The organism is Veillonella rodentium, from assembly GCF_900187285.1.
GTDB lineage: Bacteria > Bacillota > Negativicutes > Veillonellales > Veillonellaceae > Veillonella > Veillonella rodentium.
In genome coordinates, this window is sequence record NZ_LT906470.1 from 1,812,152 (window position 1) to 1,824,662 (window position 12,511).

The 12,511-nt window shown below is 47.1% G+C and carries 12 protein-coding genes; 8 read left to right on the top strand and 4 right to left on the bottom strand.

Annotation, left to right across the window (positions count from 1 at the left end; genetic code table 11):
- The first annotated feature begins 79 nt into the window (after window positions 1-79).
- Window positions 80-1,108, top strand: a complete 1,029-nt coding sequence (locus tag CKV62_RS08385) for a ribonucleotide-diphosphate reductase subunit beta (RefSeq protein ID WP_095066504.1) — start codon at window positions 80-82, stop codon at window positions 1,106-1,108.
- Window positions 1,109-1,271: 163 nt separating this feature from the next.
- Here the strand turns inward: CKV62_RS08385 and CKV62_RS08390 are convergent, their stop codons facing one another.
- Window positions 1,272-1,820, bottom strand: a complete 549-nt coding sequence (locus tag CKV62_RS08390; RefSeq protein WP_095066505.1) for a fumarate hydratase C-terminal domain-containing protein — start codon at window positions 1,818-1,820, stop codon at window positions 1,272-1,274.
- Between the two features lie 10 nt (window positions 1,821-1,830).
- On the bottom strand, window positions 1,831-2,673 hold the full coding sequence (locus CKV62_RS08395) for a fumarate hydratase (protein ID WP_095066506.1): 843 nt from the start codon (window positions 2,671-2,673) through the stop codon (window positions 1,831-1,833).
- 144 nt (window positions 2,674-2,817) lie between these two features.
- Here CKV62_RS08395 and CKV62_RS08400 point away from each other — a divergent pair, with 144 nt between their 5' ends.
- On the top strand, window positions 2,818-3,687 hold the full coding sequence (locus tag CKV62_RS08400; RefSeq protein ID WP_169835181.1) for a LysR family transcriptional regulator: 870 nt from the start codon (window positions 2,818-2,820) through the stop codon (window positions 3,685-3,687).
- 8 nt (window positions 3,688-3,695) lie between these two features.
- On the opposite strand, the gene CKV62_RS08405 is transcribed toward CKV62_RS08400, so the two are convergent.
- Window positions 3,696-4,112 (bottom strand): GNAT family N-acetyltransferase, encoded by a 417-nt coding sequence (locus CKV62_RS08405; protein ID WP_095066508.1) that lies wholly within the window; start codon window positions 4,110-4,112, stop codon window positions 3,696-3,698.
- Between the two features lie 490 nt (window positions 4,113-4,602).
- Between CKV62_RS08405 and aroF the strand changes: the two genes are divergently transcribed.
- The 6 genes from aroF (at window position 4,603) to CKV62_RS08435 (ending at window position 11,662) form a co-directional block, all read left to right on the top strand.
- On the top strand, window positions 4,603-5,619 hold the full coding sequence (gene aroF, locus CKV62_RS08410) for a 3-deoxy-7-phosphoheptulonate synthase (protein WP_095066509.1): 1,017 nt from the start codon (window positions 4,603-4,605) through the stop codon (window positions 5,617-5,619).
- 17 nt (window positions 5,620-5,636) lie between these two features.
- Window positions 5,637-6,692, top strand: a complete 1,056-nt coding sequence (gene aroB / locus CKV62_RS08415; RefSeq protein WP_095066510.1) for a 3-dehydroquinate synthase — start codon at window positions 5,637-5,639, stop codon at window positions 6,690-6,692.
- A 37-nt stretch (window positions 6,693-6,729) separates the two neighbouring features.
- The gene (gene aroA, locus CKV62_RS08420) at window positions 6,730-8,001 is read left to right on the top strand and encodes a 3-phosphoshikimate 1-carboxyvinyltransferase (RefSeq protein WP_095066511.1); all 1,272 of its coding nucleotides are present in this window, start codon (window positions 6,730-6,732) and stop codon (window positions 7,999-8,001) included.
- A 118-nt stretch (window positions 8,002-8,119) separates the two neighbouring features.
- Window positions 8,120-9,214, top strand: a complete 1,095-nt coding sequence (aroC, locus tag CKV62_RS08425; protein ID WP_095066512.1) for a chorismate synthase — start codon at window positions 8,120-8,122, stop codon at window positions 9,212-9,214.
- The gene (locus CKV62_RS08430) at window positions 9,201-10,340 is read left to right on the top strand and encodes a bifunctional chorismate mutase/prephenate dehydratase (protein ID WP_095066513.1); all 1,140 of its coding nucleotides are present in this window, start codon (window positions 9,201-9,203) and stop codon (window positions 10,338-10,340) included. The genes aroC and CKV62_RS08430 overlap by 14 nt, the downstream gene beginning before the upstream one ends.
- An 86-nt stretch (window positions 10,341-10,426) precedes the next feature.
- Window positions 10,427-11,662 carry a shikimate kinase gene (locus CKV62_RS08435; RefSeq protein ID WP_095066514.1) on the top strand — a complete coding sequence of 412 codons (1,236 nt, stop codon included), beginning with the start codon at window positions 10,427-10,429 and terminating at the stop codon, window positions 11,660-11,662.
- Window positions 11,663-11,713: 51 nt separating this feature from the next.
- Here the strand turns inward: CKV62_RS08435 and aroD are convergent, their stop codons facing one another.
- Complete coding sequence (gene aroD, locus CKV62_RS08440) at window positions 11,714-12,508, bottom strand: type I 3-dehydroquinate dehydratase (protein WP_095066515.1); 795 nt, start codon at window positions 12,506-12,508, stop codon at window positions 11,714-11,716.
- Between the last annotated feature and the right edge of the window lie 3 nt (window positions 12,509-12,511).

Below are 12,511 nucleotides of genomic sequence, written 5' to 3' on the forward strand. Positions count from 1 at the left end.
GTGGAGACTTTCACCCATACTATAAATCTGATGACGACCTATATTCTATAGGTCGCATCGCTGTATACAGGAGATTATCATGGATAAAAAACTCATATTTAATGAAAACGGCGACCGCGGCACACAGGCCATGATTGGCGGCAACACGACCAATCTGCGCGAATGGAACCGCATCAAATACGACTGGGCGAACCAAATGTATCGCACCATGCTCAATAATTTCTGGATTCCTGAGGAAATTTCCCTGAACGAGGACGTAAAACAGTTCCCATACTTAACGGACAACGAACGTCGCGCCTTCGATAAAATCATTTCCTTTCTGAATTTCCTCGACTCTATTCAATCGGAAAACCTGCCTAACTTAAGCCGCTACATCACGGCCGCCGAAGTGGCATCCCTCTTGAACATCCAGGCGTTCCAGGAGGAAATTCACGCGCAAAGTTATTCCTATATTTTAGATACCGTAACGAATCCGATTACACGCGACAAGATTTATGACGAATGGCGTACGGACAAGACTCTGCTCGCCCGTAACCGCTTCATCGCCGACGCATACCAACGCTTCAGCGACGATCCGAGCGAAGCAAACCTTATTCACACGATCATTGCGAACTATATCTTGGAGGGCATCTACTTCTACTCCGGATTCAGCTTCTTCTACACCTTGGCACGCCAAGGCAAGATGACCGCTACATCCACGATTTTTAAATATATCAACCGCGATGAAGTGACACATCTTGTATTGTTTCAAAACATCATCCGCGAATTGCGCCGCGAACGTCCCGATCTGTTCACTCCTGAACTGGAATCAAAAATTACGGACATGATTCGCCAAGGTGCGGAAAATGAAATCGAATGGGGTCAATACATTACGGACGACAAAATCCTCGGCCTCAACAACGTCCTCATTGAACGCTACATCAAATACCTTGCGAACATCCGCTTAGAAGCGATCGGTTTGCCTCATCTATATCCTGAAGTCAAGGAAAATCCTATGGAATGGATTGAAAGCTTCTCCAATTTGAACAGTACGAAAACGGACTTCTTTGAAGCGAAAGTGACGAACTATACAAAGGCGGCGGCATTCGATTTCGACGATTTAGAATAATATAGTCAATTTTCTCTAATTTTATATGTATGAATAAGAATAGCACCTTTCCAAAAACCTCCGAGGCCACCACTTCGTGCGCCAAGTCGTTTTTGAAAAGGTGCTATTCTTCTCAGCCGCCCCCTACTGTAATAAGTCGATCCGGAACCGGTCTCTTTTCCAATTATCTTTTATATTTCGGGATTTCCTGATTTTGCAATACATTACCTTCCGTATCGATGCCGACAATAACACGGAACCGATCGAAGTAAAGTTTTTTGATGGATTCTGTACCAAGTTCTCCGTATGCCATAATTTCAGCCGATTTTATACGAGCCGCATTAATAGCACTGGCACCGCCCACACCAAGCAGTGATACGGCTCCGTATTCTTTACAAAGATCCGCCACATATGGTTCACGTACGCCTTTACCAAGCATTGCAGTAGCACCTAATTTAAGCATCATCTCTACATATGGGTCCATGCGGATTGCCGTAGTAGGACCATTAGAATTGAAAACTTTTCCCGGAGGTGCAGGGCATGGACCTGCATAGTATATAAGTTGATTGGTCCAATCCACAGGAGACGATTCTCCTCGTTCTAACGCCTCAGAAATAAGCTTATGCCCTGCATCACGGCATGTATAAACATAACCGGTTAGATATAATACATCGCCAGTTTTAAAAGTCTTAGCCATTTCCTTTGTGATTGGTAATTGAACTTCTATACTCATAGAAACCTCCTTATAAGACTGCTGTCGCTTGACGCGCTGCGTTACATTGAAAATTAATTGCTACCGGCAAGGCCGTAATATGAACACCATAATAATCTACATGCACATCAAGTGCCGTACTGCGTCCGCCATAACCAATTGGACCAATACCGGTATTATTAATCGCTTCTAGCAAATCTTCCTCTAGTTTTGCATACCGAGGATTTGGATTACGCTCGCCAATATCTCGAAGCAATGCTTTCTTTGCCATCCAGGCACATTGATCCATCGTTCCACCTACACCGATACCGACAATATATGGAGGGCACGGATTACCACCGGCACGAGCCACTGTTTCGAGGACAAACTCTTTAATACCTTCTTCACCGACCCCGGGTAACAGGACTTTAAACGCCCCCATATTCTCACTGCCACCACCTTTTGGCATAACAGTAATTTTGACTTTATCACCTGGTACGATAGACGGATGAAATATAACCGGTGTATTATCATTTGTATTAACCCGTTCCAAAGGATCCGCTACAACGGATTTACGCAAATATCCATTTTCGTAGCCCCGTCGAATACCTTCTTCCACCTGGTCATATAACGGTTTACCATCCCAGGAAACCTCCTGACCTATTTCCATAACGACTACGGCCATCCCCGTATCGTGGCAACATGGCATCATATTGTCTCGGGCAAACTCACTATTTTCAATAATAATTTCCAGAGAATCTTTTCCTATGGGAGATTCCTCATTTTTCAAGGCTTTTTTGAAAGCATCGATCACATTGTCACTTAAACAACAGCATGCCTGAATAGCCAGTTTCTCAATAATCGGTACAATTTCATCAGTATTGATAATACGCATACTATAACCTCTTTCACTTGAATATAAAGTAATCTTGTTTTCTGTCTACATTATAGAGACGTCTTTACATATAGTGAAATATGTTATATGATTTTTGCAATAAATATTATTTATTGCAGATTTATCATGACATGGAGTAAAACTATGAAACTGAAATATTTAGAGTACTTTTTAGTAATCGCCGATACCGGAAACATAACCTACGCAGCACAGCAACTATATCTTTCACAACCCAACCTGACAGTAGCCATAAAAAAACTGGAGGAGGAATTAGGTGTAACATTGTTTGAGAGACAACATAAATCCGTTACGCTCACTGCAGAGGGAGAATTGTTATACAGGCGTCTAAGGCCTATTTTGAAAGATTTATCTAATGCTCTGGAGGAGGTCAAGGACTTAGGCCAAAAGAACGACGGGGTATTAAAAATAGGCATTCCTCCCATGATCGGTTCATTTATGATACAGCCGCTACTAAATCACTTCAGAAAAGAAAATCCCGCTTGGGAATTAAACATAGTTGAAGAAGGCTCTGTCGGTCTGGAACATAAATTGAGTAAAAACGAATTGGATATGGCCATTATTATCGCTCATAATACACCTTCCAATCTAACAGCGGTACCGCTCATGAATGTAGAATATAAAGCTTGCGTTCCCGTCGGCCACCGCTTAGCCGGCCATGCCCAGATCGCCTTTGAAGAGCTGCAGAATGAGTCATTAATCATGATGCAACTCGACTCCTTTCACAGACAATATATTACGAAGCAATTAGAAAAACAGGCAATCACACCTCATATCGTCATGTCTTCAAACCAGGTGAACAACAATCTGGATATGACGGTAAAAACAAACAGTATCTCCTTTTTACTTACGCCCACCCCGATTCAAAGGAATGACATCAGGCTGATTTCCCTAGATCCTCCCGTCACCGCCACCGTAGCCGTGGTGTATCCGAACAATACATATGTCAACAGCACATTAAAAAAACTGATTGCATATTTGCAGGAACTCAAATAAAATTTTCCCTACAACACCTTTCTCATCAGAATATGAGGACAGCCTTCATCAAGATATGTATCGCCTTCCGCCGTATATCCCAAGGATTCATAAAACGGTTGCGCCTGCACCTGTGCAGACAGGGAACAGGATGTAAATCCCTCCCGGCGGATCGCCCGTTCCGCGGCTTTCATAATTTTCTCGCCCAGATGTTGGCCTCGATGAATTTTACGAACTGCCATTCGTCCCACATGCGCCTCTCCCGGTTCCGTCCCCGGGAAAAATCGACATGTACCGACAGCTCTACCTTCACTCCATAACAGAATGAATTTAGCTGTTGCGTCAATTTCATCGAATTCCTCTTCAAAGCCTTGTTCTTTTATAAACACATCGGTGCGAATCTGCTTAATATCATCGTTAATCGTATCTAAAATCTGAATGATCATAAAGGTTCCTTCTCATATAATGTCCCTATAAGATATATATAGAAGTAGTGGAATACATATGCCAGGTTATTTCGGCATATGTCACGTATCGAAATACACTACTTTTATTATAACAAAGTCAATATAGCTTTCACATTAAATTACATACCGCATAATATATTTCTTACATGAATTTTTTAAAAATTAAATGAATTTTTGATTTTTAGCTTGCATATTGTTCTCAAATGGGTTTATACTGTATTTATCAAATTTAGAAAGGAGCAACTAACGATGATTAACCGAATCAACGCGGCAAAACAATACTTTTATTGGTTCTTTATCCAGCGTACGGGTAAGGAACTATTTGAGCTGCACTGATTTAGATGTCATCATCGGTGGCTTGGAATAGTTAAAAGGGCTACCCGTATCAGATATACGGGTGGCCCTTTTTTATTTGCCGTCCCGTATGGTTAGCCCTACTATTCACCGGTAGTCGATAAGGAGGTTTATCATGATTATTACATTGAAACAGAACGCAACCGCGGAAGAAGTATCCCGTTTACGCAGTGAATTAGAGGACCAGGGCTTCATCATCCATCCTGTAGAAGGCACTCGTTACAATATCCTGGGTCTTATCGGCGACACGGCATCTCTTGATGCACGGCAAATCGAATCTCTTGATTTTGTAGATAAAGTAACACGTATACAGGAGCCGTACAAAAAGGCAAATCGCAAATTCCATCCGGATGATTCCATCATCAACGTTGGTGGCGCCCTCATCGGCGGCGGTCACTTTGCCGTAATGGCGGGGCCTTGCTCCGTGGAAACTCCGGAACAGGTCTTAGAAACCGCAAAAGCTTGTAAAGAAGCAGGTGCCACGATTCTTCGCGGCGGAGCTTTCAAACCGCGTACATCCCCATACTCCTTCCAAGGCATGGGCCCTGAAGGCCTCGAATTATTGGAACTTGCAAAAAAAGAAACAGGCCTCCCGATCGTTTCGGAAGTAATGGATATTTCCCAACTGCAATACTTCGATAATGTAGATATGCTTCAAATCGGTGCACGTAACATGCAGAACTTCACACTACTTAAAGAAGTCGGCAAAATGAAGAAACCGATTTTGTTAAAGCGCGGTTTGTCCGCTACTTACGAAGAATGGTTGATGGCTGCCGAATACATCATGAGCGAAGGGAACGAACAAATCGTCCTTTGCGAACGCGGTATTCGTACATTCGAACCTAAAACAAGAAATACATTGGATGTGACGGCCATTGCGATGATGCACGAGCTGTCCCATTTGCCGATTATCATGGATCCGTCCCATGCAGCGGGCATGAGCCGTATGGTACGACCACTTTCACTGGCATCCGTAGGCGGCGGAGCGGACGGTCTCATGATCGAAGTACACAACAATCCGGCCAAAGCATTATGCGACGGTCCTCAAGCATTGCGTCCCGATCAGTTCAACAGCCTAATGAAAGAGGTACAGGCATTACACAACGCATTAATAGAGTGCACCAACTGTTAAATCAGAAAGGATTTCCTATGTTTCGCATCCATATTAACGCGTCCGAACCGTACGACGTAGTTATTGAAAATAATTCATTATCGCACATCGCCGACTATATTCACCCCCTCAAAAATCCCTGCCAAACCATCATTGTCAGCGATGATAATGTGGCCCCCCTCTATCTGGAAACGGTAAAAGCCTCCCTCACCGAAGCGGGATACAGCGTATGTGACTACGTATTCCCTCACGGAGAAGACGAAAAAAATGCCCCCCGTCTCATCGATCTAATAGAGTATATGGCGGCTCAGTCCTTAACGCGCAAGGACTTGCTCATCGCCTTGGGTGGCGGTGTCGTCGGCGATATGGCGGGCTTTGCGGCGGCCACATATCTGCGGGGTATCGATTACATACAGGTACCGACATCCCTGTTGGCAGCCGTCGACTCCTCCGTCGGTGGCAAGACAGCGGTCAATCTGAAAGCCGGCAAAAACCTGTGGGGTGCTTTCAAACAACCGATCCTGGTAGTATGCGATCCGACAACGCTCGATACATTACCTCGAAAAGAATGGATCAATGGATGCGGGGAAATCATCAAATACGGATTCCTCGACGTACCCGGTCTGCTGACACAGCTGGAAAATAAACCGCTGTTAAAAAACCAGGAAAAGGCGATTGATATCATCGCCCGCTGTGTACAGGCAAAAGCGGATATCGTCGAACAGGACGAACGGGAATCCGGCGTACGGGCTTTGCTCAATCTGGGGCACACCTTCGGTCACGGCATCGAAAAGGCGAGCCGGTTTAAAATTCCTCACGGGAATGCCGTAGCCATCGGCATGGTCTTAATGGCACAAGGGGCCGTACATCACGATGACCTCAATCCCGCAGTCGTAACGAAATTAAAGAACCTGTTAGAAACCCATGAATTACCTACAGAAACGTCCATTACAGCAGATGAATTACTGGAAGCGGCCAAACACGATAAAAAAAGTCAGGGAGAGACTATCAAAATCGTCGTGCCTACTGACTACGGCCACAGTAAGCTCAAGGTGGTTACTCACGAAGAACTCAAAGGTTATCTTATAAAATAGATGTTAAATATAATGTATTATCTACAAAGGAGATGACATGTATTCCGTAACGAACGCCCTCTTACGGGGCACCATCGACTCCATACCCGCTAAGGCGCACGCCCATCGGGCGCTCATATGCGCCGCACTGGCGCCGACACCGTCTACAATTGTATTGAGCCGTACATCAAGAGATATTGATGCTACTATGGATTCATTGCGCGCCCTCGGTGCCGATATAACCTATAAACAGAAAATCGTTACCGTCAATCCCGATCAGCCCCCTGCAGTAGGCAAGATACTTCCGCATGAGTCCGGCACCACGCTGCGGCTCCTGTTACCGGTATCCGCCTCTCTATGCGATACAGTGAAGGTCGATGCAAAAGGGCGCTTACCGGAACGCCCGTTGGAACCTTTATTAAGCGAAATGAAGCGTCACGGTGTACAATTTTCAAAAGACGCGCCGCCGTTCACGATGAAAGGATTACTCAAAGGCGGCGATTTCAGCATGGTCGGTAACGTGAGCAGTCAGTTTTTCTCCGGTTTACTGTTAGCCGCCCCTCAACTGGGTCATACGGTAATTACATCTACGACACCTCTGCAATCCCGAGATTATGTGACATTGACATTGACGACGATGACGGATTTCGGTATCACGGTTGAACACCAGGAAGCAACAGCCACACAGAACGAGACTTTCACCATCAATGATATGTCCACGTTCGTAGGACGAAACCATTATCAGATTGAAGGCGATTGGTCCAATGCGGCTATTTGGATGGTCGCTGCGGCCATGACCGGCGAATCCATTACGATTACGGGCATGAATCCGGACTCCGTACAGGCGGACCGACGCATCATGGATATCATCAGCGCCTCGGGTGCGACTATTACATGGAACGGATCAAATCTGACCGTATCGGGTCGCGCCACTACGCCATTGACGGTGGATCTCGAACAATGTCCCGATTTATTGCCGGTTCTGTCGGCCCTCGCCTGTTCTATCTCAGGTGAAAGCACCTTTATCAACGGTGCCCGACTGCGCCTCAAGGAATCGGACAGGCTGAACGCAGTGGCAAAGCTCGTGTCCGATTTAGGTGGCACGGTGCGCCAGGAAGGTGATAATATATATATTACAGGTACAGGAAGCCTCACAGGAGGCCTTGCAGACTGCGTCAATGATCACCGCCTCGTCATGGCCGGCACATTGATGGCGCTCATCAGTACGGATCCGGTACGGCTCAAAGACAGCGAAGCCATCACGAAATCCTATCCGGATTTCTTCACGGACTGGAATCTCTTGGGCGGTTCGGCTACGCCGATCTGTTGAACTCATTTTAAAGTGCAATTGAAAGACACGGTTTACCATAGAAATACGCTGTCAATTACACGAATCTCAATCACCTCATTTCAATATAAATACTTTTCAATCGATATCAGGAGGACATATGTCATCGAATTTCGGTAAAACAATTCAGGTATCCACCTTCGGTGCCTCCCACGGCTATGCCATCGGCGGCGTCGTGGACGGCCTGCCTTGCGGTTATCACATCAACCGAGATGAACTGCAGGCATTCTTGCGCCGTCGTGCGCCGGGGCAAAACCAATTCCAGACGCAACGTAAAGAATCGGATGTACCGGAATTTTTATCGGGCCTCGTAGATGATATGTTGAGCGGCTCTCCGCTGGCCTTCATGATTCGCAATACGTCACAGCACTCCGGCGATTACAACAATTTACGGGATATTCCCCGCCCGTCCCATGCAGATTTTACAGCTCGTATGCGCTACGGTGACAAGGTGGATATGCGCGGCGGCGGACACTTCTCGGCGCGTCTTACGGCACCTCTTTGCGTTGCCGGCGGCATTGCATTACAGCTGCTCGCCCGGAAAGGCATCCGCATTCACGGTCATCTAAAACAGGTGGGCACCATTCAGGATGCACCTATCGATATGGTCAAGCCGAATATGGACGCCCTCGCCGATATTGCAACTGAACCGATCGCCATGCTGGACGCTTCTAAACGGCAAGCTGTTGAAAGTCTCGTACTGAAATTAAAAGGCGAAGGTGATTCCACCGGCGGCATCATAGAAGTCATCGCTACAGGTTTACCTGCAGGTTTGGGAAATCCTAATTTTGACGGTATCGAAAACCGCTTGGCCCGAGTCATATTCGGTGTGCCTGCCATAAAAGGCGTGTCATTTGGAGGCGGCTTTAACATGTGCTCCGCCTTAGGGTCCGAGATGAATGATGCTTTCACCATGAACGGCCATACCGTAACGACCACGACGAACAACAGCGGCGGCATCCAGGGCGGCATTACCAACGGTTTACCGCTCGTCATGCAGGTGGGCATCAAGCCGACCCCGTCCATTTACAAAGAGCAGCACTCCGTGTCATTGTCAAAAGAAGAGGACACACTGCTCACCATAAAAGGGCGCCACGATCCGTGCGTAGCATTGCGCGCCGTTCCCGTCATCGAAGCCGTTACGGCCCTCGTACTGTTAGATTTTCTAGGAGATATTGACCATGAACTTAGATGAATTACGCGTTAAAATCAATGATATCAACGAACAGATGTTAAGCCTGTTCAAAGAACGTATGGCTCTCTCCAAAGACGTGGCGAAGGCAAAAAAAGAGATGAACAAAGCCGTGTACGATCCGAAACGGGAACGCGATATTTTAGATAAGGTCACCTTAGAAGCGGGGCCGGACATGGATTTGTACGCTCGCCGATTCTTTGAAACTCTCTTCAGTTTAAGCCGCACCTATCAGGCGGAACAATTATTCCAAAATACGGAATTCACCCGGAAAATGAAAGCCGCCGTGGAAGCATCCCCTACATTACCGCCGCAACGTGGCAGCGTAGCCTGTGCCGGCGTATTCGGCAGCAATGCTCAAATGGCGTGTGACCGCCTGTTGCCGCTCAGCCAGATTCATTATGTAACGGGATTTCATGCCGTATTTGATGCGGTCGAATCCGGCGAATGCGAATTCGGCGTGTTACCCATCGAAAACAGCTCCAACGGTTCCGTGAAGGAGGTTTACGACCTCTTAGAGGAACACAAATGCTACATCGTACGCGGCACACGCCTTTGGATTTCTCACGATTTACTCGTAAAAAAGGGAACTCAATTATCCGATATTCATACCATCATTTCACACCCTCAGGCACTGGGACAATGCAGTCAGTACCTGGAAGACCTAAAAGGCATCACCTTGCGTTCCTTCGACAATACGGCACGTGCCGCACAGCTCGTAGCCGCCAGTGATGATCCGGGCGTAGCCGCTATCGCGGCGCCGCAATGTGCGGAACTGTACAATTTAACCCCTATTGCGCGCAACATCCAGAACAGCGACAATAACTATACGCGATTCATCTGCATCAGCAAGAACTTTCATGTATACCCGGGGGCCAACAAGATCTCTGTCGTAACCTCAGCGAACCATGCACCGGGAGGACTCGGCGCCTTATTGACAAAATTCGCCAATATCGGCGTCAACTTGACGAAGCTGGAATCAAGACCGATTGTGGGACATAACTTTGAATTTCTCTTCTACCTCGATTTGGAAGCTTCCTTGGCGGATCCTAAAGTACTTTCCGTCCTTGCGGAACTGCACACATCGCAGGATAAATTCCGCCTGCTCGGTAACTATCCGGAAAATTAACGCATATACATGTAATAATAAATGACTGATAGAGGCGCCAGTCTCTATTAGTCATTATCTACTTATAAACCTGATCAGGAGGTCCTATGAAATTTGGTTTACTCGGCCGCACCTTGGGGCACAGCTATTCCCCACGCATTCACGGAGCATTGGGAAACAACAGTTACGAGTTATTTGAACGCGAACCCGGTGAACTGCGGGACTTCTTTAACGATCCCGATTTACAGGGCATCAACATCACCATTCCCTATAAAATCAACGCCCTCGAAGCCTGTGCGTTCGTAGATGCACGGGCGGAACGTATCGGTTGCGTCAACACCATGGTGCGCCGCGACGGACACTGGTACGGATACAATACGGACTATGACGGCTTTGTGTTCACATTGCGGCATTCAGGCATCGATGTAAAAAATAAAGAATGTATCATCCTCGGCGACGGTGCTTCATCCAAAACGGTCCATATCGCCCTTGAGGATTTAGGTGCCCGCTCTATCATCCATATATCTCGTCACGAGTCGCCATTCTATGAAGATATGGAGCAATTCAAGAACACCGCTCAGGTCATCATCAACTGCACACCGGTCGGCATGTATCCGAACAGCCCCCGGACGCTGATTGACATAACAAACTTCACGGCCCTCACCGGTGTGGTGGATCTCATCTACAATCCGCACCGCACCGTACTTCTGTTACAGGCCGAAATGATGGATATTCCTTACAGCGACGGCCTGCCTTTCCTCGTAGCGCAAGGCGTTGAGGCGGCCAAGCATTTCCAAGGCAGAAGATTCGGCTCCGCTGAAATTAAACAGATTTTACGCGACATTCGTCACGAAAAGGAAAACATCATCCTCATCGGTATGCCCGGTGTCGGTAAAACTACGATAGGCAGAGCCCTCGGCAATGCCTTACATCGCAAATGGTTTGACGCTGACAAGGAACTGACAAAAGAAATCGGCGACATCTCCGACTACATTACAAACAACGGAGAGGACGCCTTCCGAAAGGAAGAAACAAAAATACTTGCCAAATTGGGCCGACAAACGGGACTTGTCATTTCAACCGGCGGCGGCTGCGTTACGATACCTCAAAACTTCACCCATTTGCGCCAAAACGGCCGCATCTACCAACTGACCCAACCGGTCGAAAGGCTTTCCACGGAAGGACGTGTTCTCTCCCAAGGTGGTATCGACCGGTTGCGCGAATTAGAAGCAGTTCGTGCACCGATGTACGAAGCCTTCGCACAATGCATCATAAAACACCATCGCAACATACAGGAAACAGTAGCGCGTATCATAGAGGATTTTGAGGCACACCTGCTCTAGGAATCTTAGCACAAGGCAAGAATATAGAAAAGTCGGCTTTCGCCGACTTTTTTAATGCACTTTTACGCGTTGATGTTGCTGTTCATCAAAGATACCGTCCACATCAGTAGTATCGAGGATACGTTTTAATGCATGTACATCAATTTGGCCGGGTGCGGATGTCTTTCCTGCCGAGGCAAATGTCATTGCATTACCGAACAAAGCTCCTGCAGTGCGTGTCACAGCCCCCAGCGGGCCCATTGCGATAGTAATGATAGGGTCTGCCGGATAAAGAGCTTTCACCTCGGCCGTCGCCTCCAAAAGGGTCAATACATCCCCCGTTGTATGCGGCATAACCGCAATTTTAGGCACATCCGCCAACAGTTCTTTCATCTGTAACAATCGATTGACGATAACCTCACGAGACGGCGTTCCGCTGAAATCATGATTGCTCATGACGACCGTAACGTGATGCATTTTAGCAAATTCAATGGTTTTCAGCATTCGGTCCTGATCAAGAAAGAATTCTATATCAATCGCATCGACGAGCCCCGTCGGGATGAGCCGTTCCAACATTGTGAAATACGCCTCTGCCGAAATAGCGCGCTCGCCCCCTTCGCCCCTGGTGCGCCACGTAAATAGAAGTCCGCGACCTTTCAGTTGAGGTTTGACGAGCATCAATAACTCAATGATGGCATCGATAGAATCGGCTCGTTCATAATAGTCAATGCGTAGCTCCACTACATGACAAGGCGCCTGACAGGCCAAGGCCGTGGCATCCAAAATCTCTTTCATAGTCGTACCCACAATGGGCACGCAAATTTTTGTACCCCTTTCACCGAGTACAACTCGACCGATACGGACCATAGT

What these genes read in the sequence shown, in the direction of transcription:
- CKV62_RS08385 (WP_095066504.1), top strand. Translation starts at nt 80, where the DNA reads ATGGATAAAAAACTCATATTTAATGAAAACGGCGACCGCGGCACACAG.
- CKV62_RS08390 (WP_095066505.1), bottom strand. Translation starts at nt 1,820, where the DNA reads ATGAGTATAGAAGTTCAATTACCAATCACAAAGGAAATGGCTAAGACT.
- CKV62_RS08395 (WP_095066506.1), bottom strand. Translation starts at nt 2,673, where the DNA reads ATGCGTATTATCAATACTGATGAAATTGTACCGATTATTGAGAAACTG.
- CKV62_RS08400 (WP_169835181.1), top strand. Translation starts at nt 2,818, where the DNA reads ATGAAACTGAAATATTTAGAGTACTTTTTAGTAATCGCCGATACCGGA.
- CKV62_RS08405 (WP_095066508.1), bottom strand. Translation starts at nt 4,112, where the DNA reads ATGATCATTCAGATTTTAGATACGATTAACGATGATATTAAGCAGATT.
- aroF (WP_095066509.1), top strand. Translation starts at nt 4,603, where the DNA reads ATGATTATTACATTGAAACAGAACGCAACCGCGGAAGAAGTATCCCGT.
- aroB (WP_095066510.1), top strand. Translation starts at nt 5,637, where the DNA reads ATGTTTCGCATCCATATTAACGCGTCCGAACCGTACGACGTAGTTATT.
- aroA (WP_095066511.1), top strand. Translation starts at nt 6,730, where the DNA reads ATGTATTCCGTAACGAACGCCCTCTTACGGGGCACCATCGACTCCATA.
- aroC (WP_095066512.1), top strand. Translation starts at nt 8,120, where the DNA reads ATGTCATCGAATTTCGGTAAAACAATTCAGGTATCCACCTTCGGTGCC.
- CKV62_RS08430 (WP_095066513.1), top strand. Translation starts at nt 9,201, where the DNA reads ATGAACTTAGATGAATTACGCGTTAAAATCAATGATATCAACGAACAG.
- CKV62_RS08435 (WP_095066514.1), top strand. Translation starts at nt 10,427, where the DNA reads ATGAAATTTGGTTTACTCGGCCGCACCTTGGGGCACAGCTATTCCCCA.
- aroD (WP_095066515.1), bottom strand. Translation starts at nt 12,508, where the DNA reads ATGGTCCGTATCGGTCGAGTTGTACTCGGTGAAAGGGGTACAAAAATT.